This is a genomic window from Thauera carbonicopians (assembly GCF_025699485.1).
GTDB lineage: Bacteria > Pseudomonadota > Gammaproteobacteria > Burkholderiales > Rhodocyclaceae > Thauera.
Genome location: NZ_JANUXN010000003.1, coordinates 310,960 through 337,213, shown reverse-complemented (window position 1 = coordinate 337,213; position 26,254 = coordinate 310,960). Strand labels below are relative to the sequence as shown.

At 66.3% G+C, this 26,254-nt stretch carries 26 protein-coding genes; 17 read left to right on the top strand and 9 right to left on the bottom strand.

Annotated elements, in window-relative coordinates:
- Positions 1 to 62: 62 nt before the first annotated feature.
- Positions 63 to 314 (top strand): type II toxin-antitoxin system Phd/YefM family antitoxin, encoded by a 252-nt coding sequence (locus NX068_RS06515; RefSeq protein WP_263460475.1) that lies wholly within the window; start codon positions 63 to 65, stop codon positions 312 to 314.
- Complete coding sequence (locus NX068_RS06510; RefSeq protein WP_263460474.1) at positions 314 to 751, top strand: type II toxin-antitoxin system VapC family toxin; 438 nt, start codon at positions 314 to 316, stop codon at positions 749 to 751. The genes NX068_RS06515 and NX068_RS06510 overlap by 1 nt, the downstream gene beginning before the upstream one ends.
- Positions 752 to 773: 22 nt before the next feature.
- On the opposite strand, the gene NX068_RS06505 is transcribed toward NX068_RS06510, so the two are convergent.
- The 4 genes from NX068_RS06505 to NX068_RS06490 form a co-directional block, all read right to left on the bottom strand.
- Positions 774 to 1,460 (bottom strand): amino acid ABC transporter permease, encoded by a 687-nt coding sequence (locus NX068_RS06505; RefSeq protein WP_263460473.1) that lies wholly within the window; start codon positions 1,458 to 1,460, stop codon positions 774 to 776.
- 15 nt (positions 1,461 to 1,475) lie between these two features.
- Entirely contained in the window at positions 1,476 to 2,204 is a 729-nt protein-coding gene (locus tag NX068_RS06500) for an amino acid ABC transporter permease (protein ID WP_263460472.1), read from the bottom strand.
- Positions 2,205 to 2,296: 92 nt separating this feature from the next.
- Positions 2,297 to 3,100 carry an ABC transporter substrate-binding protein gene (locus tag NX068_RS06495; protein ID WP_263460471.1) on the bottom strand — a complete coding sequence of 268 codons (804 nt, stop codon included), beginning with the start codon at positions 3,098 to 3,100 and terminating at the stop codon, positions 2,297 to 2,299.
- A gap of 133 nt (positions 3,101 to 3,233) precedes the next feature.
- A complete protein-coding gene (locus NX068_RS06490) occupies positions 3,234 to 4,364 on the bottom strand; it encodes a trans-sulfuration enzyme family protein (RefSeq protein WP_263460470.1) in 1,131 nt (376 codons plus the stop codon).
- Positions 4,365 to 4,555: 191 nt separating this feature from the next.
- Here NX068_RS06490 and NX068_RS06485 point away from each other — a divergent pair, with 191 nt between their 5' ends.
- The 8 genes from NX068_RS06485 (at position 4,556) to cuyB (ending at position 12,091) form a co-directional block, all read left to right on the top strand.
- Positions 4,556 to 5,467 carry an EAL domain-containing protein gene (locus tag NX068_RS06485; protein ID WP_263460469.1) on the top strand — a complete coding sequence of 304 codons (912 nt, stop codon included), beginning with the start codon at positions 4,556 to 4,558 and terminating at the stop codon, positions 5,465 to 5,467.
- A gap of 37 nt (positions 5,468 to 5,504) precedes the next feature.
- A complete protein-coding gene (locus NX068_RS06480) occupies positions 5,505 to 6,308 on the top strand; it encodes a class II glutamine amidotransferase (RefSeq protein ID WP_263460468.1) in 804 nt (267 codons plus the stop codon).
- A gap of 154 nt (positions 6,309 to 6,462) precedes the next feature.
- A complete protein-coding gene (locus tag NX068_RS06475; RefSeq protein WP_263460467.1) occupies positions 6,463 to 7,386 on the top strand; it encodes a sulfite exporter TauE/SafE family protein in 924 nt (307 codons plus the stop codon).
- A 252-nt stretch (positions 7,387 to 7,638) separates the two neighbouring features.
- The gene (locus tag NX068_RS06470) at positions 7,639 to 8,655 is read left to right on the top strand and encodes a taurine ABC transporter substrate-binding protein (protein ID WP_263460466.1); all 1,017 of its coding nucleotides are present in this window, start codon (positions 7,639 to 7,641) and stop codon (positions 8,653 to 8,655) included.
- A gap of 10 nt (positions 8,656 to 8,665) precedes the next feature.
- A complete protein-coding gene (locus tag NX068_RS06465) occupies positions 8,666 to 9,532 on the top strand; it encodes an ABC transporter permease (protein WP_263460465.1) in 867 nt (288 codons plus the stop codon).
- Positions 9,529 to 10,332, top strand: coding sequence for an ABC transporter ATP-binding protein (locus tag NX068_RS06460; protein ID WP_263460464.1), 804 nt, complete (start codon positions 9,529 to 9,531; stop codon positions 10,330 to 10,332). The genes NX068_RS06465 and NX068_RS06460 overlap by 4 nt, the downstream gene beginning before the upstream one ends.
- Before the next feature lie 26 nt (positions 10,333 to 10,358).
- The gene (gene cuyA, locus NX068_RS06455; RefSeq protein ID WP_263460463.1) at positions 10,359 to 11,372 is read left to right on the top strand and encodes a D-cysteate sulfo-lyase; all 1,014 of its coding nucleotides are present in this window, start codon (positions 10,359 to 10,361) and stop codon (positions 11,370 to 11,372) included.
- Positions 11,373 to 11,374: 2 nt separating this feature from the next.
- Positions 11,375 to 12,091 carry a cysteate racemase gene (gene cuyB / locus NX068_RS06450; protein WP_263460462.1) on the top strand — a complete coding sequence of 239 codons (717 nt, stop codon included), beginning with the start codon at positions 11,375 to 11,377 and terminating at the stop codon, positions 12,089 to 12,091.
- 7 nt (positions 12,092 to 12,098) lie between these two features.
- Here the strand turns inward: cuyB and NX068_RS06445 are convergent, their stop codons facing one another.
- The 5 genes from NX068_RS06445 to NX068_RS06425 form a co-directional block, all read right to left on the bottom strand.
- Positions 12,099 to 12,941, bottom strand: a complete 843-nt coding sequence (locus NX068_RS06445) for an EAL domain-containing protein (RefSeq protein WP_263460461.1) — start codon at positions 12,939 to 12,941, stop codon at positions 12,099 to 12,101.
- Positions 12,942 to 13,175: 234 nt separating this feature from the next.
- The gene (locus NX068_RS06440) at positions 13,176 to 13,754 is read right to left on the bottom strand and encodes a YceI family protein (protein ID WP_263460460.1); all 579 of its coding nucleotides are present in this window, start codon (positions 13,752 to 13,754) and stop codon (positions 13,176 to 13,178) included.
- Between the two features lie 43 nt (positions 13,755 to 13,797).
- Entirely contained in the window at positions 13,798 to 14,355 is a 558-nt protein-coding gene (locus NX068_RS06435; RefSeq protein ID WP_263460459.1) for a YceI family protein, read from the bottom strand.
- 31 nt (positions 14,356 to 14,386) lie between these two features.
- Positions 14,387 to 14,923 carry a cytochrome b gene (locus tag NX068_RS06430; RefSeq protein WP_263460458.1) on the bottom strand — a complete coding sequence of 179 codons (537 nt, stop codon included), beginning with the start codon at positions 14,921 to 14,923 and terminating at the stop codon, positions 14,387 to 14,389.
- A 163-nt stretch (positions 14,924 to 15,086) separates the two neighbouring features.
- Positions 15,087 to 16,001: a LysR family transcriptional regulator gene (locus tag NX068_RS06425; RefSeq protein ID WP_263460457.1), complete on the bottom strand. Its 915-nt coding sequence runs from the start codon at positions 15,999 to 16,001 to the stop codon at positions 15,087 to 15,089.
- A gap of 210 nt (positions 16,002 to 16,211) precedes the next feature.
- Here NX068_RS06425 and NX068_RS06420 point away from each other — a divergent pair, with 210 nt between their 5' ends.
- From NX068_RS06420 to NX068_RS06390, 7 genes are all read left to right on the top strand, one after another.
- The gene (locus NX068_RS06420) at positions 16,212 to 17,570 is read left to right on the top strand and encodes an MFS transporter (RefSeq protein WP_263460456.1); all 1,359 of its coding nucleotides are present in this window, start codon (positions 16,212 to 16,214) and stop codon (positions 17,568 to 17,570) included.
- 63 nt (positions 17,571 to 17,633) lie between these two features.
- Positions 17,634 to 18,938: a homogentisate 1,2-dioxygenase gene (gene hmgA / locus NX068_RS06415; protein WP_263460455.1), complete on the top strand. Its 1,305-nt coding sequence runs from the start codon at positions 17,634 to 17,636 to the stop codon at positions 18,936 to 18,938.
- Between the two features lie 62 nt (positions 18,939 to 19,000).
- Positions 19,001 to 20,317, top strand: a complete 1,317-nt coding sequence (gene fahA, locus NX068_RS06410; RefSeq protein WP_263460454.1) for a fumarylacetoacetase — start codon at positions 19,001 to 19,003, stop codon at positions 20,315 to 20,317.
- 20 nt (positions 20,318 to 20,337) lie between these two features.
- Positions 20,338 to 20,985, top strand: a complete 648-nt coding sequence (maiA, locus tag NX068_RS06405; RefSeq protein WP_263460453.1) for a maleylacetoacetate isomerase — start codon at positions 20,338 to 20,340, stop codon at positions 20,983 to 20,985.
- A gap of 26 nt (positions 20,986 to 21,011) precedes the next feature.
- Positions 21,012 to 21,806, top strand: coding sequence for a 3-hydroxybutyrate dehydrogenase (locus tag NX068_RS06400; protein ID WP_268740059.1), 795 nt, complete (start codon positions 21,012 to 21,014; stop codon positions 21,804 to 21,806).
- Between the two features lie 2 nt (positions 21,807 to 21,808).
- The gene (locus NX068_RS06395) at positions 21,809 to 23,800 is read left to right on the top strand and encodes an acyl CoA:acetate/3-ketoacid CoA transferase (RefSeq protein ID WP_263460452.1); all 1,992 of its coding nucleotides are present in this window, start codon (positions 21,809 to 21,811) and stop codon (positions 23,798 to 23,800) included.
- Positions 23,801 to 23,848: 48 nt separating this feature from the next.
- Positions 23,849 to 26,128 carry an NADP-dependent malic enzyme gene (locus NX068_RS06390; protein WP_263460451.1) on the top strand — a complete coding sequence of 760 codons (2,280 nt, stop codon included), beginning with the start codon at positions 23,849 to 23,851 and terminating at the stop codon, positions 26,126 to 26,128.
- Positions 26,129 to 26,254 lie beyond the last annotated feature (126 nt).

Genomic DNA, 26,254 nt, shown 5'->3' with positions numbered 1-26,254 from the left:
AGCGCCACGAAGTGCCATCGCATCTGCTATCCTTCTGACCAATTAGTCACGAGAGCAGAATCATGCGAACGCTCACACTTGCGGAAACGAAGTCACATTTCTCCGCCGTCGTCGACCAGGTCGTCGCCGGCGAGGAAATCGTCATCACCCGCCGCGGCCAACCTGTCGCCCGCATCATCCCCGAGCGCAGGAAATCACCGCCCGAAGTGGCGGCGATCGTCGAGGAGTTGCGCGCCTTCCTCGCAGCCCAGCCTGCCCAATCCCGCCCGGCCACGGAGCTGGTGCGCGAAGTACGGGACAGCGAGCGCTACTGATGGTCTGGTATGCGGACACCTGTGTCCTGCTGTCCCTTCTTTTTCAGGATCGGGGTAGTCAGGCCGCGCTGGCCTGGCTCGAAGCTGCGGGTAGCGAAACGATCGCGATCACACCCTGGACGCGCACCGAGTTCGCCAGTGCGGCGGGCATCATGGCGCGCAGGGGAGACATTTCCGCCGGCCTTCATCGCGACGGACTCGCACGCTTCGACCGTCTGATCGACACTCGACTCGCCGTGGAAGCAATCGACACCACGGATTTCGATCGGGCCAGAGCATGGCTTGCCGACTACCGCTCCGGCCTGCGGGCGGGCGATGCGCTTCATCTTGCCGCATGCGTCCGCCTAAACGCCCTGCTCTGCACAGCCGACGAAACCCTCGCCAGGACGGGGCTCGCCGTCGGCGTGGCGGTTCACATGCTGCGGACGCCGGACTGACGTCCCTGCGCACCCCAGCCACTCAGCCCGCAGCCGTCCCGAACCGCTTCGCCACCCGATTGGCACACAGCTCCAGCGTCGAGCAGAAGACGTAATACACCAGCGCGACGAACAGGAAGATTTCGGTCGGGTAGACCATCTCGCGGTTGCTGACCTGGGTGGCGACGAAGGACAGTTCGCCGACGCCGATGACGTAGGCGAGCGAGGTGTCCTTGATCAGCGCCACCCACTGGTTGATGAAGGACGGCACCATGATCGGCAGCGCCTGCGGCAGGATCACCAGGCGCAGCGCCTGGCCGCGGCTCAGGCCGAGCGCGGCGGCGGCCTGCCACTGGCCCGGCGGCAGGCTGGCGATGCCGGCGTGCACCGAATGCGCCAGATAGCTGCCGCCGATCAGCGACAGCGCCACCACCACGGTGCCGGTGCCCGGTACGTCGATGCCGAACAGGATCGGCAGCAGGAAATAGGTCCAGAAGATCAGCATGATCACCGGGATGGCGCGGAAGAAGCCCAGCCCCATCAACAGCACGCTGTGCGCGGCGCCGCGCGTCATCGCCAGCGCGACGCCGAACACCAGCCCGAGCACGCCCGAAGCAATCGCCGACACCACGCTCAGCACCAGCGTCAGCGCGGCGCCGCCGAGCGGGCCGTTGGGCCAGGCGCCCAGCATGAAATAGCTGAAATTGTTGGCGACGACGCTGAAGTCCATGATGCGGAACCGCTCTCAGTGACTGGCGCCGGGTGCGGGCTTCCTGCGCTGCAGCCACTGCCCGGCGAGTTCGATGACGATGATGGTGAGGATGTACAGCGTGGTGGCGATACCGAAGGCCTGGAAGGTCTTGAAGGTTTCGGTTTCGACCTGGCGCGAGGCGTAGGACAGTTCGGCCAGCCCGATCGCCATCGTCAGCGAGGAGTTCTTGACCGCGTTCATGTACTGGCCGAGCAGCGGCGGCAGCGAGATGCGGAAAGCCTGCGGCATCACCACGTTCAGCCACACCTGCAGCGGTGTGAAGCCCAGCGCCTGCGCGGCGGCGATCTGGCCGGCGGGCACGCCGCGCACGCCGGAACGGAATTCCTCGGCGATGAAGGCCGCGGTGTACAGCGTCAGGCCGAAGAAGCCGGCGATGTATTCGAACGAGGGCCAGCGCACGCCGAACAGCTTCAGGTCCCAGACGTGCGGCGTGTTCAGCCAGATCAGCAGCTTCTCCGGCATCAGCGCACTGGCGCCGAAATACCAGAAGAACAGCTGCACCAGCAGCGGCGTGTTGCGGAACACCGACAGCCAGGCACGCGCCGGCCACGACCACAGCGGCGACTGCGCGACGCGGGCCAGGCACAGGCCAAGGCCGAGCACGGTGGCGGCGACCGACACCAGCGCCGACAGCAGCAGCGTGACGCCGAAACCTTCGATCAGCCAGCCCAGGTATTTCGGTGCGAGCAGTTCATCGAGCATGGTCGGCAGTCATGGCGAAACGGGTACGGACAATGGAAATGCCCCCGCCGGCCGGCGAGGCGGGCGGGGGCCGAAGCAGAAACGGCAGCAGCTTACCTGTCACCGATACGGAAGATGCGCGTCAGCGGCGTCCTGGAATCGGGGCCGAACCAGGTGTCGTAGATCGCCTGCGCCCGGCCGCTGGCTTCCAGCTCGCGCAGCGAATCATTGACGAACTCGGTCAGGCGCTGCTCGCCCTTGGGCAGGCCGGCGCCGATCAGGTCGTCGGAGATCGAGAACGGCGGAATCTCGTACTTGTCCCGATCCGGCACGTTGGCGAGCAGGCCGACCAGCTTCGGCCCGTCCTGGGTGATCGCCTGCACGTTGCCGTTGCGCAGCGCGGTGAAGGCGAACGGCGTGTCATCGTAGGCGACCAGCTTGGCGCTCGGGTACTTCTCTCGCAGCACGATCTCGTTGGTCGTGCCCTTGTCCACGCCGATGCGCAGGCTGCCGAGCTGCTCCGGCGAACTCAGCGTGCCCTTGCGGGCGATGAACTGCTGGCCCGAAGCAAAATAGGGAATGCTGAAATTGACCTGCTTGGCGCGCTCTTCGGTGATGGTGAAGTTGGCCAGCACGACGTCGACCTTGTTGGCGGTCAGCAGCGGGATGCGGTTGGCCGGATTGGTCGGAACCAGTTCGAGCTTCACGCCGAGGCGGTCCGCCAATTCCTTGGCGTAATCGACGTCCAGGCCGGCGATCTGGCGGGTCTGCGGATCGATGAAGCCGAAGGGCGGGTTGCTGTCGAAGGCGGCCACGCGCAGCACGCCGTTCTTCTTGATGTCGTCCAGGCGATCGGCCTGGGCGAGGCCGGACAGCAGGGACAGGGCGAGCAGGGTCGCCAGGCGCAGTTTCTTCATGTCGGGGACTCCGGATACGGTGGAAACATTCGGTCCGTCGGCCGTACATGGCCGAGGAGAGGCGCCGAGATTAATCGGCGCACTCCGGATATCCAACGAACAAGAAGTGATATGGATATGCGCGCCGACGCTTTCAGCCCGCCAGCGCCTGGCGCAGGTCGGCCAGCAGGTCGTCTGCCGGCTCGATGCCCACCGACAGCCGCAGCAGATCGGACGGGCAGCGCGTGCCCTCGCCCTCGACACTGGCACGGTGCTCGATGAGGCTTTCCACCGAACCGAGCGAGGTCGCGCGCTTGAACACTTGCACACGGGCGGCAACGTCGCGGGCCTTGGCCTCGCCGTCCTTCAGGCGGATCGACAGCATGCCGCCGAAGCCGCCGCTCATCTGCGCCGCGGCCACCGCATGGCCCGGATGCGAGGGCAGCCCGGGATAAAGCACCTGCGAGATGGCTGGGTGGGCTTCGAGCTCGGTGGCGAGCCGCAGCGCATTGGCGCAGGCGGCGCGCACACGCAGATGCAGGGTGCGCATGCCGCGCAGCAACAGCCAGGCCTCGAAAGGCCCGAGGATGCCGCCGCCGAGGTTGCGCATGGCGCGGATGCGCTGCCACAGCGGCGAATCCTCGCGCGTGGCCAGCGCACCGGCGACGACGTCGGAGTGGCCGTTGAGGTACTTGGTCGCCGAGTGCATGACGATGTCGGCACCGAGCGCCAGCGGCTGGCACAGCACCGGCGTCGCCACGGTCGAATCGACCACCGTCATCGCCCCATGCTCACGGGCGAGCGCCACCGCCGCACGAATGTCGGTGACTTCCCAGGTCGGGTTGGCCGGCGTCTCGATCCACAGCAGGCGGGTCGGCGCGGCGGCGAGTTGGGCACGCAGGCCATCCAGGTCGGTGTTGTCGTAGAAGGCGAGCTGAATGTAGCCGTGCTCGGCCCGGTCCAGCAGCCACTTGCGCAGTGCCCAGTACATCGAATGCGGCGCGACCACGCGCTCACCCGCATCCAGCGCCTGCAGCACCGCCGTCGCCGCCGCATGGCCGGACGCGAACAGCAGCGCCTGCGTACCGCCTTCGAGCTGGCGCAGCACCTCTTCCGCTTCGATGTAAGCCGGGCTGCCGTCACGCGCGTACAGCCGCCCGCCCGGATAGCTGCCGTCGGCCGCGCGCTCGAAGGTGGTGGCGAGGTGGATGGGCGGCACGATGTCGCGGTAAGGCTCGGCGACCTGACCGAGGCCATGCACGGTGAGCGTTTCGAGTGAGCGCATGTCGGGTTCCTGTCGGTAGGGCTGCGGCACGCGGCCGCGAACCCGGAAGGCTAGCGCTTCGTCCGGCGCACGCCAAGTTCAGCAACGCATCCGTGCATATCGAATGCATGAAATCTTGGTTTGCTGGAATAGCTCCCGCCGCTATGGTGGCAACGCCGAACTTTTGGACCCCGCATGACCTGGAGACTGCCGTGCCCCTGACCGAACTGGTGCACTATTTCAACAAGCACAGCCCCTTCGCACTTGCCGACAGCAATGCCGACTGCCTCGAATTCGACGGCAAGCGTGCCCGCGCCCACTTCGCCGGATACGTCCTGGATAGCCTTTTCCAGCCACTGAAGGACAGTGCCGGCGGCCGCGTGATCGGCCATGAAGCCCATCTGCGGATCTGCACGGATGCCGCACCGAAGCTACCCGCGCAGGCCGTCTTCCTCGAGGCGCGCACCGACACGGAACTGGTGCGCCTCGATCGCCTGGCCCGCACGCTGCATGCGCTGAACTTCCTGCTGCAGCGCGACCAGACGGACGGCACGCTGTGGCTCAACGTCCATCCCCGCCTGATCCGTGCCGTGCCCGAACAGCATGGGCAGATCTTCGAAAGCGTGCTGTCGCGCTGCGGCCTGACGCCCGAGCGGGTCGTACTCGAACTCACCGACGACGGCCTTGCCGATCCGGCGCCGCTGACCGCAGCCATTACTGAATACAAGGAAAGAAACTACCGCATCGCGATCGACAACTTCGGCCGCCATTCGAACGATCTCGACCGTCTGGCCGCCCTCGGCCCCGACATCGTCAAGCTCGATCGCAGCCTGTCCCGACGCGCCCAGGCTGCCCCCGCAGCAGCGAACCTCGTCGCCGGGTTGCGCCGCCGCAGCATCCGGGTCGTCGCCCAGCACGTCGAAACCGCCGAGCAGGCTCGGCACGCGAAGGAACTCGGCGTGGACTGGCTGCAGGGCTCCCTGCCCGGCGAGCCTGCGCCGGATTGCCGACCCATCGCCAGGCCAGGCAGCCACAGGCCGGACCGGGCCATCCTCGATCGCGCCGCACCCGGTCTGGCGAGGCCCGGCCTGGCGCGGCCCGGCAGGCTTCCGGTCGCAGCCTGAGCAAGCCCGAACAGCCGCAAGCGAGGGATTCCAGCGCATGTGCCAGCTACTCGGCATGAACAGCAACAAGCTCGCGAGCGTGCAGTTCTCGCTCGAAGGCTTCATCCGCCGCGGCGGCGAAACCGACGAGCATCGGGACGGCTGGGGCATTGCCTATTTCGAAGGCAACGCACACCAGTTGCTCCATGATCCCCTGCCGGCCTCGATCTCTCCTCTTGCCGAAACCATGCGCCGGCTGCCGGTCCGCTCGCGCAACATCATCGCCCACATCCGCAAGGCCACCCAGGGCGCGGTGGAACTTGCCAACTGCCACCCCTTCGTCCGCGAACTGTGGGGCTCGAGCTGGGTATTCGCACACAACGGCAACCTGGCGGCGCACGAACTACCGCTCCAAGGCCGCTTCAGCCCGGTCGGCACGACCGACAGCGAACATGCCTTCTGCTTCATGCTGCAGGAGCTGGAGCGACGTTTCGGCATGCGCCAGCCGAACATCGAGGCATTGCATGAAGCGCTCGAGGAACTGAATCGGCAGATCGCCGCGCTGGGCAGCTTCAACTATCTGCTGTCATGCGGCCAGGGGCTGTTCGCCCACTGCTCGACTTCGCTGTACCACGTCGAGCGCGCCTACCCATTCGCACAGGCCAGCCTGATCGACTGCGACCTGCGTGTCGACTTCGGCCGCCTCAACCATCTCGACGACAGCATCTGCGTGGTCGCGACCAAGCCGCTGACCACCGACGAGCGCTGGATCGCTTTCGAAGCGGGCGAGCTGCGCTACTTCAGAGGCGGCAGCTTCGCACCGGGTGGCCGCCTGCAGCAGCGACTTAATCTGGCCATTTAGTAAACAAGGGGAATCAGGTTTTAGTCCAAAAAAAGAATTTTGCATTGGACAGCGCCTTATATGCGCTTCAGCATAGGATGCAGGAATATCTTCGTTATCGCAAAAACCACCCCGCCCTAGAATTGGTCATGGATTTCAAAAAAGGAGTATTTCCATGTCCAATTCCGATTCTTCTACCGTTGCCGCAACGGTTGCCCTGGCAGAGCCAGGACGTGATTTTCGTGATGGCTTGATTCGGTGGCTGCCGTGGCTGGCACTAGTATTGGCTGCGAGCGGAGGCATTAGCTATTGGACAATACCCGACAGCGCCTGGGTGGAAATCGGTGAAGGCCTGTCTTCCAAAGGATTCTGGACAGCCGCGGCAGTCGGCCTGGCGGCACAGATCGTCGATGGGGCACTGGGCATGGCTTATGGCGTCACATCCACGACCTTCTTGCTCTCGACCGGCGTTCCGCCTGCGGCGGCATCGGCGTCCGTGCATATTGCCGAGATTTTCACCACCGGCTTTTCCGGGCTTTCGCATTGGAAGCTGGGCAATGTCAACAAGCAATTGTTCAAGCGGCTGCTTATTCCCGGCATCATCGGCGGCGTGACCGGCGCTTATATCGTCACGTCCATCGATGGCGACACACTCAAGCCATGGATTTCGGCGTATCTGCTGCTGATCGGCTTGTACATCCTGTCGAAGATCTGGGGGCAATTGCGCGTCAAGACCGAGCCGCCCACTTATGTGGCTCCGCTGGCTTTGACCGGCGGTTTCGTCGATGCCATCGGCGGTGGCGGCTGGGGGCCGGTTGTCACCACATCGCTGCTGGGCAGTGGGCAAGACCCGCGCACCACCATCGGGTCGGTCAATGCCGCCGAGTTCTTCCTGGCCATTGCCGGCGGCATCTCCTTTACGCTGCTGGGCGGATTCACGCATTGGACCGTAATTGCCGGTCTGGTATTCGGCGGCCTGTTCGCCGCACCATTTGCGGCAGTGCTGACAAAATACGCCCCGCCGAAAATCCTGCTGGCTATCGTGGGGACATTGATCACCCTGCTCAGCACATACAACCTGTACACGGCTTTTGCCTGATTCCGGACAATGATCCTGCGATTTCCGGTGAATGTTTCCGGAAAAAACGTAGTTCCTTGATGTCAGGATTGCTGACGGCCCGCCGCTTCTCGGGGGGCTGTTTTTTTTCGATCTCGTTTCAGGGCGTCAGAGAGCTTTCGGCACCGGCAACTCCAGGATGAGCACTGCTAAGCAAATGAAGAATGCTTCGTTTGGCCGGATCTTCCTGGTGCATACAATTCCCCGAACCGAAACCGCTTCAAGGATATTTCCATGTCCCGTTTTTCCTTCCGGCACGCCGCTGCAGCCCTCCTGCTCAGCCTGTCCGCGCTGCCAGCCTGGTCGCAGGCCTCCGCCCCCGAAGTACGCCTGGCCTGGGCCGGTGGTCCGCGCGTATGGGTTCTCGGCAAGATCGACGGCTCCTTCGACAAGGCCTTCGGCACGGAGACCAAATGGGTCCAGTTCGCCTCTGGCGCCGATGTGCTGAGCCTGTTCGCGGCAAAGGAAATCGACATCGCCCGCTTCGGCTCCAGTCCGGCAGCCGCGGGAATTGCGCGCAAGCTGCCGATCGAGCTCATCGGCACTCCCGAGATCATCGCCACCGCCGAACGCCTGATCGCCCGCGAAGGCATCCACGATCTCAAGGGGCTGGAAGGCAGGACGGTGGCCTACCCGGCCAATTCCACCGCGCAATATGCCTTCGAGCAGGCCATCAAGCAGGCCAAGGTGGATCGCAGCAAGATCAAGGCCCTTACCCTCAAGCCCGCGGAGATCGTGGCCGCCTGGCAGCGTGGCGACATCGACGCAGCCTATGTCTGGGGCCCCTTCACTCAGCAACTGGAAGCCAACGGCGGCAGGCAGCTCTACGCCACCAAGGATCTGCAGAAGCACGACGTGCTGGTATTCAACAACTTCGTCGTACGCAAGGAGTTCGCCGAGCAGCACCCCGAGCTGGTGGCCAGGTTCCTGCGCGTGGTGCAGGACAAGGTGGAGCAGTACAAGAACGACGAGGAAGGCTCGGTGCAGGCCATCGCCAAGCATCTGGACATCCCGGCGGATACCGTGCGCAGCACACTGGGCGGGCTGGAATACCCCTCGCTGCAGGAGCAGCTCACGCCTGCCTTCATCGGTGATGAAAAGACCAAGGACAGCAGCCTGATCGCCAAGGCCTACAAAGACTCGGCCGAGTTCCTGGCCTCGATCGGCGAGCTGCGCAAGCAGGAAATCCCGGCGAATTATGGCCCCCATATCAACACCACCTACCTGCAGCGCGCTGCGGCCGGCAAGTAAGCGCACCACCATGGCTGCACAGTCGCAACGACTTCGCCTGCAGCCGGCAGCCGCGCTCGCGACCGAGGCGCCGGCCGCCGTGGCGGCCGCGCCACGGCGCAGCCTCACTTCGGCCCGGCTGTCACTGGTGAGCGCGGCCGCGGTGCTGGGGGTGCTGCTGCTGTGGCAGGCCGGCGCCAGCCTCGGCTGGGTGGATCCGCTGATGCTGCCCTCGCCCATCGATCTGTGGCACACGGCGGTGGAGCTGGCCGAGGACGGCTATCGGCAGACGCCGCTGTGGCAGCACGTGCTCACCAGCACCTTGCGCGCGCTGGCGGCGTTCGCGGGCGCCGTCGTCGTCGGCGTTCCGCTCGGGCTGGGCATGGGGCTGTCTCCCACGCTGTCGGCGGCGCTCAATCCGTTCGTGCAATTCCTGCGGCCGCTGCCCAAGATTGCGCTGGTGCCGCTGGTGATCGTCTGGTTCGGCATCGGCGAAGGGGCCAAGTTCTTCCTGATCTTCATCGCCACGGTGCTGAGCATCGTCGTCGGCGGCGCTGCGGCAGTCGGCAACGTCAGCCAGGCCCGGCTGCGCGCGGCGCAGACACTGGGCGCCAGCCGCAGGCAGATATTCACGCACGTGGTACTGCCCAGTGCCGTACCCGAGCTGTTCACCACCGTGCGCCTGGCCATCGGCATCGGCTGGACTTCGCTAATCGCGGCCGAGATGGTGGCCGCCACCTCCGGCCTGGGCTGGATGGTCATCAATGCCGGCAGCTATCTGCGCACGGACGTGGTGATGCTGGGCATCCTGCTGCTGGGCCTGATCGGCTACCTGTTCGACTGGGGCCTGGTGCTGCTGCAGCGCCGCCATGCGCCCTGGGCGGGGAAAGACGCATGAACTCCGATGCACGCATCCAGCTCACGGGCGTGAGCAAGCAGTTCGCCCGCCAGGGCGAGGCGGATTCGCAACGGGTGCTGAACGATGTCTCGCTGGAGCTCCGGCATAGCGAATTCGTCTGCCTGCTGGGGGCCTCGGGCTGCGGCAAATCCACCCTGCTCAACCTGGTGGCGGGTTTCGAGCGGCCCGACCAAGGCCATCTGCTGTGCGATGGCCGCCCCATCACCGGCCCGGGGCCGGAGCGGGGCATGGTGTTCCAGCAGCCCACGCTGTTTCCGTGGCTCACCGTGCGGGAGAACATCGGCTTCGGCCCCCGCATGGCGGGCCAGCGTGAAGCGGACTATGCCGGGCGTGCCGACGAGTTCCTGCGCCTGGTGGGGCTGGCCGACTTTGCCGACCACCATCCCTGGCAGCTTTCCGGCGGCATGCGCCAGCGGGCGGCGCTGGCCCGTGCCTGGCTGCCCGAACCCGAAATCCTGCTGATGGACGAGCCCTTCGGTGCCCTGGACGCGCAGACACGGCTGGCCATGCAGGAGTTGCTGACCGGCATCTGGCAGCAGAAGCGCACCACCATCCTGTTCGTGACCCATGATGTGGACGAGGCGCTGTTCCTGGCCGACCGTGTGGTGATCCTTTCTTCGCGCCCCGGTCGGGTTCGCGAGGACTTGCGCGTTCCTTTCGAGCGCCCGCGCAGCTTCGAAGACCTGGTGGCCGATCCGCGCTTTGGCGAACTCAAGCGCGACATCCTGCATGTGGTGCGCGAGGAAGCCGCCAAATCCCTCCATGCCGCGGCTGCATGAACCGTGGTTTTCCAAAGGACATCCTGATGAGCCTCGCCTCCTTTGCCCGCGTGCGCTTCACGCAAGCGCCCACTCCGCTGCACCTGCTGCCCCGCCTGAGCGCGGAACTGGGCGGGCCCGACATCTACATCAAGCGTGACGACAACACCGGCCTGGCGCTGGGCGGCAACAAGACGCGCAAGCTGGAATTCCTGATCGGCGACGCGCTGCAGAAAGGCGCCACCCACATCGTCACCCAGGGCGCCACGCAGTCCAATCACGTGCGCCAGACCATTGCCGCCGCCAACCGCCACGGCCTCCGGACCACGGTGCTGCTGGAGGAGCGCGTGAGCGGCGCGCACGAGGACTACTACCGCAATGGCAACGTGCTGCTCGACCAGATCCTGGGCGCCGCCGCCATCGAGACCCGGCCCGCCGGCCTCGACATGAATGCCGAACTGCTCACCGTCGGCGAGCGCCTGCGCGCAGCAGGAGAGCTGCCCTACCTGATTCCCGGCGGCGGTTCCAACGCCATCGGCGCACTGGGCTATGTGGTGGCCGCGCACGAGATCATCGAACAGGCCGATGCCGCTGGGCTGCGGATCGATCAGGTGGTGCACGCCACCGGCAGCACGGGCACGCAAGCAGGGCTGGTGGCGGGGTTCGAAGCGGCCAACAGCCATATCCCCGTACTGGGCATCAGCGTGCGCGCGCCCCGCGACCGGCAGGAAGCCAACGTGCGCAAGCTGGCGCGCGAGACCTGGGCGCTGCTGCATGCACGCGGCGAGTTTCCCGACGACGCCGTGCAGGCCAACGCCGACTACGTGGGTGGCGGCTACGGCGTGCCTACCGAAGCAATGGTCGATGCCGTGCACCTGCTCGCTCGTACCGAAGGCATCCTGCTGGACCCGGTGTACAGCGGCAAGGGCTTTGCCGGGCTGGTCGATCTGGTGCGCAAGGGACGTTTCCGCAAGGGCCAGAACATCGTCTTCGTGCACACCGGCGGTGCCGTGGGGCTGTTCGCCTACCGCGACACCTTCGCGCCTGCACCCGCGTTCTGAGCATGGGCGGTACACCCCGCTTGATCGGCGTGCTGGGTGGCATGGGCCCACTGGCGACGCTGGATTTCCTTCACAAGCTGCTGCAGGCACGCGCTGCCCTACGCGACCAGGATCACGTACCTACGGTGACCTGGAACGTGCCGCAAATCCCGGACCGGCAGCAGGCGCTGGCGGGCAGAGGCGAAGACCCGCTGCCTGCGATGGCCGAGGGCGTGGCACGGCTCAATGCCGCGGGCGCCACCTGCATCGCCATCCCCTGCAATACCGCCCATGCCTGGCACAGTGCGCTGAGCGCGCGCAGCCGTGTGCCCATTCTCCATATCGTGGATGCCACGGTGCAGACTCTGCTCGCCGGCCATCGAGGTGGTGGGCACATCGGCCTCATCGCTACACGGGGTGCGCTCGACCAAGGTCTCTACCAGTCGCGACTGGAAGCCGCCGGGCTGGACTACCTCATCCCGACGCCGCAGGACCTCGACACCCTGTTCACACCCGGCTGCTACGCCATCAAGGCCAACGACATCGCCACAGGCGGCCGCCTGCTCGCGCGGTCTGCGCAGGCGCTGCTGGATCGCGGCGCGACACGGCTGGTTCTGGCCTGCACCGAAGTGCCCATTGGTCTGCAGCATGCCGCACCGCAACTGCTGGCGATCAGCGTCGATCCAGCCATGGCGCTGGCACAGGCGTGCATCCGGCATTGGGAATGGGGTGACACCTGAACCCGGTTCAACGTGCGAACCGGTCCAGCACGTAGCGTTCGGCACGCAGGATCGCAGCACGCTGCACCGGCAGGCCATAGGCGTAGCCCTGCAGCAGCAAGCCATCGGGCAGTTCGCCTTCCAGCTTGCGTTCGAGCCGGGTGGCGATGATCGTGGCACCTTCACGCAACCCTTCCAGCCAGTCCAGGCGACTGCGCCAGTCGTCGGCAAACAGCAGCCTGGCGCTATCGATCTTGACGAACTGGGCCGGCACCCGGCTGGCAAGCCATTGCCACTGCGCCGGCGAGTCGACGTTGATCGCGACCTGGAAGCCGTTGTTGCGGTAATTGCGCAGCACGAAGCCCAGCAGTTCGGGCTGGCTGCTGGCTTCGAGCGGGGTTTCGATGACGACGCGCTCGGGCGGCAGGCCGAGGGCGTCGAGTACCTTGCGAAAGGCCGCGCCGTGGTCGCCGGCGACTGCTGCCAGCAGGCGGCCATGCACGTTGAGGAACAGCAGGCTGTCGTCTTCGACCGAGGACAGGAAGTTCAGTGCATGGACGGTGCGCGCCAGGCGGTCGAGTGCGACCAGGCGGCCGTCGTCAGCGTTGGCCGAGAACAGTGTCCACGGCGACAGCGCGCGCTCGCCGCTGCCCAGGATGCGCAGGAAGGCTTCGAAGCCGACGATGCCGCCGGGCGGCGATACGATCGGCTGGAACACGCTCGACAGTTCGCAGCCGAACCAGTCCCCCACCACGCCGCCCTCCGCCAGACGGCGCAATTGCTTGCCGCCCTCGCGTTCGAGCGGCAGGCGGTCGAGAAACGCGCGTGCCCGCTCGGCGAGCGGGCGCTGGGAAAGTTTTTGCTGGGGCATGTCCTTCTCCGTCCTCTGCCGGTCCGGTCGAATGGAACCGAGTGTCGGATGCTCATGCATCCGGAGCAGAAAACGAACGAAGAAAAACTGCTTAGAAATCCATCGCCTGCGATTAAGGCGGGATGTGCGGGCAATCCGCCCATTCATGCATGCGGCGCAATGCCGGCATGGCCAACGGCCGTAGCGCCATCACGGCACGGACGCCTCGTCGGAGAGGCGCCCGCGACACTCAACTCAGTTCTGGATGGCTTCGAGGCTGATGCTGATCGTCACTTCGTCGCCGACGTTCGGGGCGTACTTGCCGGCGTTGAATTCGCTGCGCTTGACCACCGTGGTGGCGTTGGCGCCGATCGCGTCCTTCTTCATCATCGGGTGCGGCATGTTGGCGAAGTGCGTCACCTGCAGCGTCACCGGCTTGGTCACGCCCTTGATCGTCAGGTCGCCTTCGATGCTCACCGGCTTGTCGCCTTCGAAGTTGACCTTGGTCGACTTGAAGGTGGCGGTCGGATGGTTGGCGGTATCGAAGAAATCCGTGTCCTGGATGTGCTCGTTGAAGGTCTCGTAGCCGGTGTTGACCGACTTCATGTCGATGGTGATGTCGACCGCGCCGGTCTTGGCTTCCTTGTCCAGCGTGACGGTGCCGGTGGTCTTGTCGAACTTCGAGATCTGGGTCGACATGCCGAAGTGGCTGTACGAGAAGCTCGGGAAAGTATGGGTGCTGTCGATGGTATAGGTCTGCGGTGCGGCCAGCACCGGGGTGGCGGCAGCGGCGGAAACGGCCAGGACGGCGGCGAGCTTGGCGATTTGCTTCATGGGTTGGTTCTCCTCGGTTGGAAAGTACAGGAACTCATGCAACTCATTGTGCGGCAGCAGCGATGCGGAAGTTGATGCTGACATCATTGGCAACGATATCGAAGGCTTTCCAGGCGCCTTCGCCCACCGAGAAGTCGCCGCGCTTGATCGTCAGCGTACCGTCGAACACACCGGTGCCGCCTTGCTCGGTAAAGGTCGCGGGGACGACGACGTCACGGGTCGTGCCCTTGATCGTCAGCTTGCCCGCCACTTCGTAGCTGTTGCCGCCGAGCGCCTTGACACCGGTGGATTCGAAGCGCGCCTTGGGGAAGGCCGCGGTATTGAACCAGGTCTTGGCTGCGACTTCCTCGTCGCCTTCGTCGCTGCCGGTGTCGATGCTGGCGAGCTCGACCTCGACGACGGCCGAGGCCGCTTCCGGTGCGGCGGGGTCGAAGCGGAGCTGGCCGTCGAACTGCTTGAAGCTGCCGTCCATCGACACCCCCATCTGCTGGTAGCCGAAGCCGATCCGGCTCTGCTCGAGCAGCACCTTGCCGTATTCGGCCGCATGGGCGGCGGTGGCGAAGGCGAGGGTCGAGAACAGCGCGACTGCGAAACGTTTCATGATGGATAATCCTCTGGAGTCGGGGTGGGAATCACGGACGACTGCGCGGCAGCATGCGCGTCAGCACGTCGTCCTTGTCGAAGAAATGGTGCTTCAGCGCTGCCCCGATGTGGCCGAGCAGCACCGCGATCAGGATCAGGTTCAGGCTCAGATGCATGGTCTGCAGCAGGTCGCCCAGCGCCTTGTCCTTGTCCAGCAGGTCGGGCAGCGGCAGCACGCCGAACCATACCGTCTGGATGCCCTTGGCCGAACTCATCAGCCAGCCGGACAGCGGAATCGCGAGCATCAGCACGTATAGCAGATGATGACCGGCATGCGCGGCAAAACGTTCGATCGCGCCCATGTGCTGCGGCAGTTCCGGCGGGCGATGGCCGATACGCCAGGCCAGGCGGAACAACACCAGCAGGAAGATGGTGACGCCCGCCCACTTGTGCCACGAATAGATTTGCAGCTTGGTGGGCGACAGCGACAGGCCGGTCATGTAGAAGCCGAGACCGAGCATGCCGAAGATCAGCACGGCGATGCCCCAGTGCAGGGCTTTGGCAGTGGCGGTGTAATGTGTATTCATGTTCGGAGCCATGTCGGGATTCATCCGGAAGCGGAATCTGTTCGCCGCGGAATTCGCACTTTAGGCGTGTCGGGCGTGATGAAACAGCCCTCCATCGGCAAATCATTGTTGCTCGATATGGAACAATTAGCCTGTTTCCACCCCATTCATCCCTGCCACGGATTCATCCCGGCATGTCGCCCCATTTCCGCTGCGCCACGTATTCGGAAATGAACTCGGCGAAGGCCTGCGCGGCAGGCGAGATCACGCGGTCCCGCCTGGACAGCAGGTGGAACTTGCGCCGCACCACGGGCGCGCACAAGGGCTGAATCCGGAGCCCGTAGAGGTCCACCAGCGAGCGGGCATACGGCAGCGAGACCGTCACGCCGAGGCCGGCGCCGACCATGCTCAGCGCCGTCGTCATGAAGGCCACCTCCTTCTGCGGCGCGAAGTGCAGGTTCTCCGACGCGGCCTGCAGCTCACGGCGCAGTATCTGCGTGTATTCGCCCTGCAGCGAAATGAGCGGATGGCGCAGGAGCTCCGACCAGGCCAGCGGCCCGGCGCCCGCCAGTGGGTATTTCGACGGCAGCACCGCCATGAAGGGCATGTCGAACAGCAGCCGCGCGGCCACGTCCTGCTGCGCCGGGCGCTCCGGGCCGATGCCGAAGTCGACTTCGCCGCTATGCACCTTGGGCAGCACGTCCTCCACGACGCAATCCGACAAGCGGACTTCGACGCCCGGATACTCCTCGGCGAAAGCGCCCACGACTTCGGGCAGCAGCGTACACGCCATCAGTTGCGGCACCGCGATCCGCACCACGCCGGACTTCAACGCCTTCAGATCGGCGATCGCGCGGAAAGCTTCGTCCAGGTCCTGCAGGATGCGCGCGGTCAGCGGCAGGAACTCCCTGCCCACGCCGGACAGTTCCACCTTGCGCGTCGTGCGGTGGACGATCTGCACGCCCAGCGCCTGCTCCAGTTCCTTGATCAGGCCGCTCAGCGTCGATTGGGTGATGTGCAGGTCGGCCGCCGCGTCGGTGAAGCTGCCCGACTGGGCAAGGGCAACGAATGCTCGCAGTTGGCGCAAGGTCACGTTCATCGGAAACCCCCATGAATTGATCGAAATATTCCGTTTGTACGATAAGAGTATTGGATGTTCAATCCCCTGCACACAAGAAAAAAACCAGGAGACAAGAATGTTCGATCACCCGCATCGGGGTGTGTTGCCGTCCGTCCGTGCAGCGCACCGCCGCCTTTCCCGCCGGTCCCCGGATGCCGCCGCATCCGGCCTCGTTGGAGGGCTCGCGTCATGAGCGCCGCCAACACCATCAACATCGCCGAGGTCATCGACAACAACAGGCTCAGCCGCACCCAATTGTGGGTGCTGATCATGGTGGGCATCACCGTGGTCATGGACGGCTTCGACGTGCAATCCATCGGTTATGTGGCACCGGCGATCATCGCCGACTGGGGCATCAGCCGGGCGGAGCTCGGCCCGGTGTTCGGCGCCGGGCTGTTCGGCATGCTGGTGGGTTCGCTGACGCTCAGCATGCTGGCCGACAAGCTCGGCCGCCGGCCGGTGCTGATCTGGGCAACCGTGTTCTTCGCCGTCTGCATGCTGATCACGGCCTATGTGAACACCATCTTCCAGTTGCAGGTCATCCGCTTCATCACCGGCCTCGGTCTCGGCGCCATCATGCCCAACGCGATCGCGCTGGTCGGCGAGTTCAGTCCCAAGCGCAAGCGGGTGACGCTGATGATGCTGGTCTCCTGCGGCTTCACCGTGGGCGCGGTGCTGGGCGGCCTGGTGTCGGCCTGGCTGATTCCGCACTTCGGCTGGCGCTCGGTGTTCATTCTCGGCGGCGTCATCCCGATCGCCATGGCCATCCTGATGTACTTCTTCGTCCCGGAGTCGCTGCAGTTCCAAGTGCTCAAGGGCAAGAAGCTCGACAAGGTCAGGAAGACAGTGCGCGAGATCGATCCGACGCTCAGCATCGACGACGACACCCGCTTCGTCGTGCCCGAGACCAAGCAGGGCGGCGCGCCGGTGATGGAGCTGTTCCGCGACGGCCGGGCCAGGGCGACGCTGTTCCTGTGGGTGGTGAATTTCATGAACCTGCTGAACCTGTATTTCCTGTCGAGCTGGCTGCCGACCATCGCCGCCAGCGCGGGCCTGGACACGCGCACGGCCGTGATGGTGGGTACCGCGCTGCAGGTCGGCGGCGTGCTCGGAACGCTGCTGATGGGCCCGGTGATCGACCGCATCGGCTTCTTCAAGGTGCTCGTTCCCTGCTTCGTGGTTGCCGGCGGCACGATTGCGATGATCGGCCAGCCCACGATCGCGCTGCCGCTGTTGTTCGTCGTCGTGGCGATAACGGGTTTCTGCATCATGGGCGGCCAGCCGGCGGTCAATGCCCTCGCAGCAACCTACTACCCGACCACGCTGCGCTCCACCGGCGTGGGCTGGAGCCTGGGCATCGGCCGCTTCGGCTCCATCGTCGGCCCGGTGCTGGGCGGCGCGCTGATCCAGCTCCAGTGGAGCAACGCTTCGATCTTCATCGCGATGGCCATTCCCGCGGTGATCTCCGCCGTGATGCTGCTTCTCTTCGCCGGCGCCAGCAGGGGCGCCTCGTCCAGGCCCGGCGGTGACGTCGATATCCCGCACTGACGGGCAAACCGGACGCCCCCGCCCGTCGGCGGGGGAACATCATTGACTACAAGGAGTTGGAACATGACCGTGACGACCGAAGTCGAGTTCGGCAAGCTGAGCTACCTGAGCGGCTGGGGCAACGAATGCTCCAGCGAGGCCCTGCCGGATGCGCTGCCGACGGAACAGAACTCGCCCCAGCAATGCCCCTACGGCCTGTATGCCGAACAATTCTCGGGCACCGCGTTCACCGCGCCGCGGCACGCCAACCGGCGCTCGTGGCTGTACCGCATCCGGCCCACCTCGCTGCACCAGCCCTTCGAGCGCATCGACAACGGCAGGCTGGTCAGCGATTTCAGCGGCGTCGAGCCCTCGCCGAACCAGTTCCGCTGGAACCCGATGCCGATTCCGGCCGAGTCCACCGATTTCCTCCAGGGCCTGGTGACGATGGCCGGCAACGCCGACGTCGCCATCCACCTGTACGCCGCCAGCCGCTCGATGGGCCGGCGCGTGTTCTACAACGCCGATGCCGAGATGCTGATCGTGCCGCAGCAGGGACGGCTGCGCTTCACCACCGAGTTCGGCCTCATCGACGCCGAGCCGCAGGAAATCGTGATCATCCCGCGCGGCATCCGCTTCCGCGTCGATCTGCCCGACGGCAGCGCACGCGGCTACGTATGCGAGAACTTCGGCGCCGGGCTGCGCCTGCCCGACATGGGCGTGATCGGTTCCAACGGCCTGGCCAATGCACGCCATTTCGAGATTCCGGTAGCCTGGTACGAGGACGTGGACGGCGATCACGAACTGGTGGCCAAGTTCGGCGGCAACCTGTGGCGCGCGAAGATGGGCCATTCGCCCTTCGACGTCGTCGCCTGGTACGGCAACCATCTGCCGTGCAAGTACGACCTGCGCCGCTACAACACGATCGGCTCGATCAGCTACGACCACCCCGATCCCTGCATCTTCCTGGTGCTGCAGTCGCCGTCGGCGGTGCCCGGCGTGGACTCGCTGGACTTCGTGATTTTCCCGCCGCGCATCCTGGCGATGGAGCACACCTTCCGTCCGCCCTGGTTCCACCGCAACATCGCGGCCGAGTTCATGGGCCTGATCCACGGCATCTACGACGCCAAGGCCGAAGGCTTCGCGCCGGGCGGCTGCAGCCTGCACAACAGCTTCACCGGCCACGGCCCCGATGGCGACACCTTCGACAAGGCATCCACCGCCGACACGAGCAAGCCGGATTACATCCGCGATACGATGGCCTTCATGTTCGAGACCAAGGACGCGCTGGTCGCCACCCGCCAGGCGCTCGAATCGCCGCAACTGCAGCAGGGCTACGCGCAGTGCTGGCAGAACCTGAAGAAGAACTTCAACCCGAACCGCAAGTAAGAACACACGGGGCGCCCCGGAGCCGGGCCGGCGCCGCCCGGCTCATGCCGCAAGGACATCATATGAGCACACTGAACGAAACCCACGACCCCTCGCTCAAGAGCTGGGTCGAATCCGCCAACCGGGAAGACAGCGACTTCCCGATCCAGAACCTGCCCTTCGGCGTTTTCCGCCGCCGCGGCACCGCAGAAGCCTGGCGCGGCGGCGTCGCCATCGGCGATCAAATCGTCGACCTGGCGGCGGCATATGCCGCCGGCGTGTTCGATGCCGCCATCGCCCCGGCCGCCGCGGCCTGCGGCGAAGCCTCGCTGAACAGCTTCATGACGATGGGCCCGGCGGTCTGGTCCGGCCTGCGCCTGGCGCTGTCGCGCGCGCTGCGCGAGGGCTCGGCCCGGGCCGGCGTGCTGCGCGGCTGCCTGGTGGCGCAGGCCGATGCCGAATACACCGTGCCGGCGTCGGTGGGCGACTACACCGACTTCTACACCTCGATCCACCACGCCACCAACGTCGGCCGCCTGTTCCGCCCCGACAACCCGCTGCTGCCCAACTACAAGTGGATTCCGATCGGCTACCACGGCCGCGGCTCGACGCTCGGCGTGTCGGGCCAGGCCTTCCCGCGCCCGCGCGGCCAGCTCATGCGCCCCGGCGCGGCGGCGCCGGTGCTCGCCCCCTGCGAACGCATGGACTACGAACTGGAACTGGGCATCTTCATCGGCACCGGCAATGGCATCGGCCAAGCGATCCCGATCGGCGAGGCCGAATCGCACGTGTTCGGCCTGGCGCTGTTCAACGACTGGTCGGCGCGCGATTTCCAGGCCTGGGAATACCAGCCGCTCGGCCCTTTCCTGTCGAAGAACTTCGCCAGCACGCTGGCGCCGTGGATCGTGACGATGGAAGCGCTGGCGCCCTACCGCAGCGCGTGGACGCGGCCGGCCTCGGACCCCCAGCCCCTGCCCTACCTGGACGGCGCCAGGCTGCGCGAGCAGGGCGCGATCGACATCGCGCTGGAAGTGCTGCTGCAGACGCAGCGCATGCGCGATGCCGGCCAACCCGCCACGCGGCTGTCGCTGGGCAATTTCGCCGATTCGTACTGGAGCGTGTCGCAGATGGTGGCGCACCACACCGTCAACGGCTGCGCGCTGAACCCCGGCGACCTGTTCGGCAGCGGCACGCAGTCCGGACCGAAGCCCGAGCAGGCCGGCTCGCTGCTGGAACTGAGCCTCAACGGCAAGCAGCCGCTGACGCTGCCCAACGGCGAGCAGCGCACCTTCCTGGAAGACGGCGACACCGTCGTGATGCGCGCCTGGTGCAGCAGGCCCGGCGCCGCGCGCATCGGTTTCGGCGACTGCGCCGGCACCGTGCTGCCGGCCCTGGCCTGATCGTCCGCGGAGTCCCACCAGTGTTCAAGCTCTACACGTACTTCCGCAGTTCGGCGTCGTATCGCGTGCGCATCGCGCTGAACCTCAAGGGCCTGGCCTACGAGGCGATTCCGGTGCATCTGGTGCGCGACGGCGGCCAGCAGCACGCCGCCGGGTTCAGCGCGCTGAACCCGAGCGAGCTGGTGCCGGTGCTGCAGCACGACGACGCGGCGCTGCCGCAGTCGCTGGCGATCATCGAGTACCTGGAAGAACGGCACCCGCAGCCCGCGCTGCTGCCGACCGACGCCGTCGGCCGGGCGCGCGTGCGGGCGCTGGCCCAATACATCGCCTGCGACATCCATCCGCTGAACAACCTGCGCGTGCTGCGCTACCTGGAACAGCAGCTCGGCCTGGATGCCGAAGCGCGCCAGGCCTGGTACCGGCACTGGGTCGAGACCGGCTTCGCCGCCCTCGAACGCATGCTGGCCGAATCGCCGCAGACCGGCCGCTTCTGCCACGGCGACACGCCCGGCACCGCCGACTGCTGCCTGGTGCCGCAGGTTTTCAACGCCGAGCGCTTCGGCGTGGCGATGGCCCCCTATCCGACCATCCGGGCGATCGCCGAACACTGCATGACGCTGGAGCCATTCCGCCTTGCTGCGCCGCCGGCACAGCCGGACGCCGAATGAGCCCGACAACGGGAGGAGACCGAACAATGAAGACCATCTCGCTCAAAGGCCAGTCCGCACTGGTCACCGGCTCGTCCAGCGGCATCGGGCTGGGCATCGCGGCGGCGCTTGCCGAAGCCGGCGCCGACGTTATGCTCAACGGCAGCCGCGACGGCTCCGCCATCGAGCCCATCCGCGCCGCGCTGGCCGAGCGCCATGGCGTGCAGGTGCGGTATGCCCGCGCCGACATGTCCAGCCCGGAACAGGTCACCGCCCTGGTGCGCGAAGCCGAAGAGCGCTTCGGCCGCCTGGACGTGCTGGTCAACAACGCCGGCATCCAGTTCGTGTCGCCGGTCGACGAATTCCCGGCCGAGAAATGGGAGCAGATCCTGGCGATCAACCTGTCGTCGAACTTCCACGCGATCAAGGCCGCGCTGCCGGGCATGAAGGCGCGCAACGCCGGGCGCATCATCAACATCGCCTCGGCCCACGGACTGGTGGCCTCGCCGTTCAAGTCCGCCTACGTCGCCGCCAAGCACGGCGTGCTGGGGCTGACCAAGGCGGTGGCGCTGGAAGTGGCCGAAACCGGCATCACCTGCAACGCCGTCTGCCCCGGCTACGTGAAGACGCCGCTGATCGAAGGCCAGATCGCCGACCAGGCGAAGGCGCACGGCATGTCCGAGGACGATGTCGTGCGCAAGGTCATCCTGGCCTCGCAGCCCAACAAGCGCTTCGTCGAGGTCGAGGAACTCGGCGCGCTGGTGGTCTTCCTCAGCTCGCCGGCGGGCGCGTCGATCACCGGCATCTCGCTGCCGGTCGAAGGCGGCTGGACGGCGCGTTGAGCATGGAACCGCACGCCCTTCAAACCCCGGCGGCCCCGCTGCAGGCTTCCGAACGCGGCAAGATCGTCTCCGCGCAGGAGGCGGTGCGCCTGGTCCGTGACGGCGACACCATCGCCACCAGCGGCTTCGTCGGCATCGGCTTCGCCGAAGAACTGGCCATCGCGCTGGAACAGCGGTTCCTGGCCGAGAGCCAGCCGAAAGGCCTGACGCTGGTCTACGCCGCCGGCCAGGGCGACGGCAAGGAAAAAGGCCTGAACCACTTCGGCCATGCCGGCCTCGTCAAGCGCGTCATCGGCGGCCACTGGGGGCTGGTGCCCAAGCTGCAGCGGCTGGCGGTCGGCGGCGAGGTCGAAGCCTACAACCTGCCGCAAGGGGTGATCAGCCAGCTCTTCCGCGACATCGCCGCGGGCCGGCCGGGCCACCTGTCGCGCGTCGGCATGGGCACTTTCGTCGATCCGCAGCATGGCGGCGGCAAGCTCAACGGACGCACCACCGAAGAACTGGTCGAGCGCGTCGCCATCGCCGGCCAGGAATACCTGTTCTACAAGGCCTTCCCGATCCACGTCGGCATCATCCGCGCGACCACCGCCGACCCCGACGGCAACCTGACGATGGAGAAGGAGGCGCTGACGCTGGAGGCGCTGGCGATCGCAATGGCGGTGCGCAACTCCGGCGGCATCGTGCTGGCCCAGGTCGAGCGCATCGCCGAGCGCAACACGCTGAACCCGCGCCAGGTCAAGGTGCCGGGCGTACTGGTGGACTGCGTCGTGCAGGCCCGGCCGGAGAACCACTGGCAGACTTTCGCCGAGCCCTACAGCCCGGCCTTCGCCTCCGAGATCCGCGTCCCGGCCAGCGCCATCGAGCCGATGGCGCTGAGCGCGCGCAAGATCATCGCCCGCCGCGCAGCGCTGGAGCTGCGGCCCAACAGCGTGGTGAACCTGGGCATCGGCATGCCGGAAGGCATCGCCAGCGTGGCCGCCGAAGAGAAAGTCATCGATCTGATCACGCTGACCGCCGAACCCGGCGTGATCGGCGGCATCCCGGCCGGCGGCCTGGACTTCGGCGCCGCGGTCAACACCCAGGCGGTGATCGACCAGCCCTATCAGTTCGATTTCTACGATGGCGGCGGACTCGACGTGACCTTCCTCGGGCTGGCGCAGGCCGACGCCCAGGGCAACCTGAACGTCAGCAAGTTCGGCCCCAAGCTGGCCGGCGCCGGCGGCTTCATCAACATCAGCCAGAACGCCAAGAAAGTGGTCTTCGTCGGCAGCTTCCTGGCCGGCAGCATGGCGTTGAGCGTCGCCGACGGCCAGGTGCGGATCGGCAGGGACGCCACCGTGCACAAGTTCGTGCGCGAGGTGGAGCACCGCACCTTCAGCGGCCCGGTCGCGGCCGCGCGCGGCCAGCCGGTGCTGTACATCACCGAGCGCTGCGTGTTCACGCTGACGCTCGAAGGGCTGGAACTGAGCGAAGTGGCACCCGGCGTCGACGTCCAGCGCGACATCCTGGACAAGATGGATTTCGCGCCCATCGTGCGCCAGCCGCGCCTGATGGACGCGCGCATCTTCCGCGACCAGCCGATGCAGTTGCGCCGCCAGTTGCTGGCCGTGCCGCTGGAGCGGCGCTTCAGCTACGACCCACAGCAGAACCTGTTCTTCATCAACTTCGAGGGCCTGGCGGTCAACAACCCGGCCGACGTGGCGGCGATCCAGGCCCAAGTCGAGAAGCATCTGGCCGGGGTCGGCCGGCGCGTGCGCGCGATCATCAACTATGACAACTTCACCATCGCGCCCGATGTGCTGGATGCCTATTCCGACATGGTGCGCGGCCTGATGCAGGGCTTCTATTCGAGCGTGACACGCTACACCACCAGCGCCTTTCTGCGCAGCAAGCTGGGCGACGCACTGGAGCAACGCGCCGTCGCCCCGCATATCTACGAAAGTGCGGACGAAGCCCAGGCCCATCTGCACAGGCTGGGGAGCGCGGAACGCTGAATCCGCGGCAAGCAACAAGCGCATAACAAAATCGAATGGAGACGCATCATGGCAGATAACCTGAGAGACGCCGCACTCGAATACCACCGGCTGCCGACACCGGGCAAGATCTCGGTGACGCCGACCAAGGCGATGATCACGCAGCGCGACCTCGCGCTGGCCTATTCGCCGGGGGTGGCCGAAGCCTGCATGGCGATCGTCGACGATCCGGCGCAGGCCCGCGAGCTGACCGCGCGCGCCAACCTCGTCGCGGTGGTCACCAACGGCACCGCGGTGCTGGGCCTGGGCAACATCGGCGCGCTGGCCGGCAAGCCGGTGATGGAAGGCAAGGGCTGCCTGTTCAAGAAGTTCGCCGGCATCGACGTGTTCGACATCAAACTGGACGAGCTCGATCCCGACGCGCTGGTCGACACCATCGCACGCATGGAGCCGACCTTCGGCGGCATCAACCTCGAGGACATCAAGGCACCGGAGTGCTTCTACATCGAGAAGAAGCTGCGCGAGCGCATGAAGATCCCGGTCTTCCACGACGACCAGCACGGCACCGCGATCGTCGCCGCAGCGGCGATCCTGAACGGCCTGCAGCACGTCGGCAAGGACATCGGCGACGTCCGCCTGGTCGTTTCCGGCGCGGGTGCGGCGGCGCTGGCCTGCCTCGACCTGCTGGTCAGCCTGGGGCTGAAACGGCACAACATCACCGTCGCCGACAGCAAGGGCGTGATCTACGCCGGCCGCAGCGTGGCGATGGACGAAAGCAAGGAACGCTACGCGGTCGAGACCGAGGCGCGCACGCTGGCCGATGCAATGCCCGGCGCCGACATCTTCCTCGGCCTGTCGATGGGCGGCGTGCTGAAAGCCGGCATGGTCGAGGGCATGGCGCGCGACCCGCTGATCTTCGCGCTGGCCAACCCGACGCCCGAAATCCTGCCCGAAGAGGCGCTGGCCGTGCGGCCCGACGCAGTGATCGGCACCGGGCGCTCGGACTATCCGAACCAGATCAACAACGTGCTGTGCTTCCCGTTCATCTTCCGCGGCGCGCTGGACTGCGGCGCGACGACGATCAACGAGGAGATGAAGCTCGCCACCGTGCGCGCCATCGCCGCGCTGGCGCATGCCGAGATCCCCGAAGTGGTGGCGCAGGCCTACGGCGCCAGCGGGCTGCACTTCGGCCGCCACTACCTGATCCCCAAGCCCTTCGATCCGCGCCTGATCGAAGCAGTGGCGCCGGCGGTGGCGAAGGCGGCCGCCGACAGCGGCGTCGCACAGCGCCCGATCGCCGACATGGAGGCCTACCGGCAGCACCTCGGCAACTTCGTGTACCAGTCCGGCAACACGATGCAGCCGATCTTCGCCATCGCCAAGCGCAATCCGAAATCGGTGGTCTATGCCGAGGGCGAGGACGAGCGCGTGCTGCGCGCCGCCCAGGTGGTGATCGACGAAGGCATCGCGCGCCCGCTGCTGCTGGGCCGCCCCGAGGTCATCGAAAAGCGCATCGCCGAATACGGCCTGCGGCTGCGCCCCGGCGAGAACTGCACACTGCTGGACATGCACGATCCCGCAATCTACGGCGACGCGGCGGACGCCTACTACGAGACCCACAAGCGCGCCGGCGTATCGCGCACCATGGCACGTGCCGAGATGCGCAGCCGCAATACGCTGCTGGCGTCAATGCTGCTGCACAAGGGCAGCGCCGATGCGATGCTGTGCGGCACCTTCGGCCGCACCTCGGACCACCTGCAGGCGCTGCGCGAGGTCGTCGGCCTGCGCGACGGTGCCACGACGCTGGCGATGATGCAGATGCTGATGCTGCCCGAGCACCAGCTCTTCATCTGCGACACGCATGTCAACCGCGACCCGAGCGCCGAGCAACTGGCGGAAATCGCCCTGCTCGCGGCCGAGGAAGTCCGCCGCTTCGGCCTGGTGCCGCGGGTGGCGATGCTGTCGCATTCCAGCTTCGGCAGCTCCGACGCCCCCGAGGCGTGCAAGATGCGCGATGCCGTCCGCCTGGTGCATGCGCGCGATCCCGAACTGATGGTGGAAGGCGAGATGCGCGGCGACGCGGCGCTGTCGCCGTCGATCCTGGACCACGAGATGCCCGACTCCGGCTTCGCCGGACCGGCCAACATCCTGGTGATGCCGAACATCGACGCGGCCAACATCTCCTACAACCTGCTGCGCATGGCTGCAGGCAACGGCATCATGGTCGGCGGCATCCTGCTCGGCGCCGCGCGCGCCGCACACGTGCTGACGCCGTCGGCGACGGTGCGCCGCATCGTCAACATGACGGCGCTGGCCGTGGTCGACGCCGGCTCGCAGCCGGGACGCTGAGCCGGCCGACGCAGCGCCGGGCACGGCCCCACCCTCTGGGCCGTGCCCGGCGGGCAGCCAGCACTTCCGAACCTCCATCGGAAGCTGCCGCCGCCCGCCCGAAGCTAGATGGCATTCGCAGGCAAG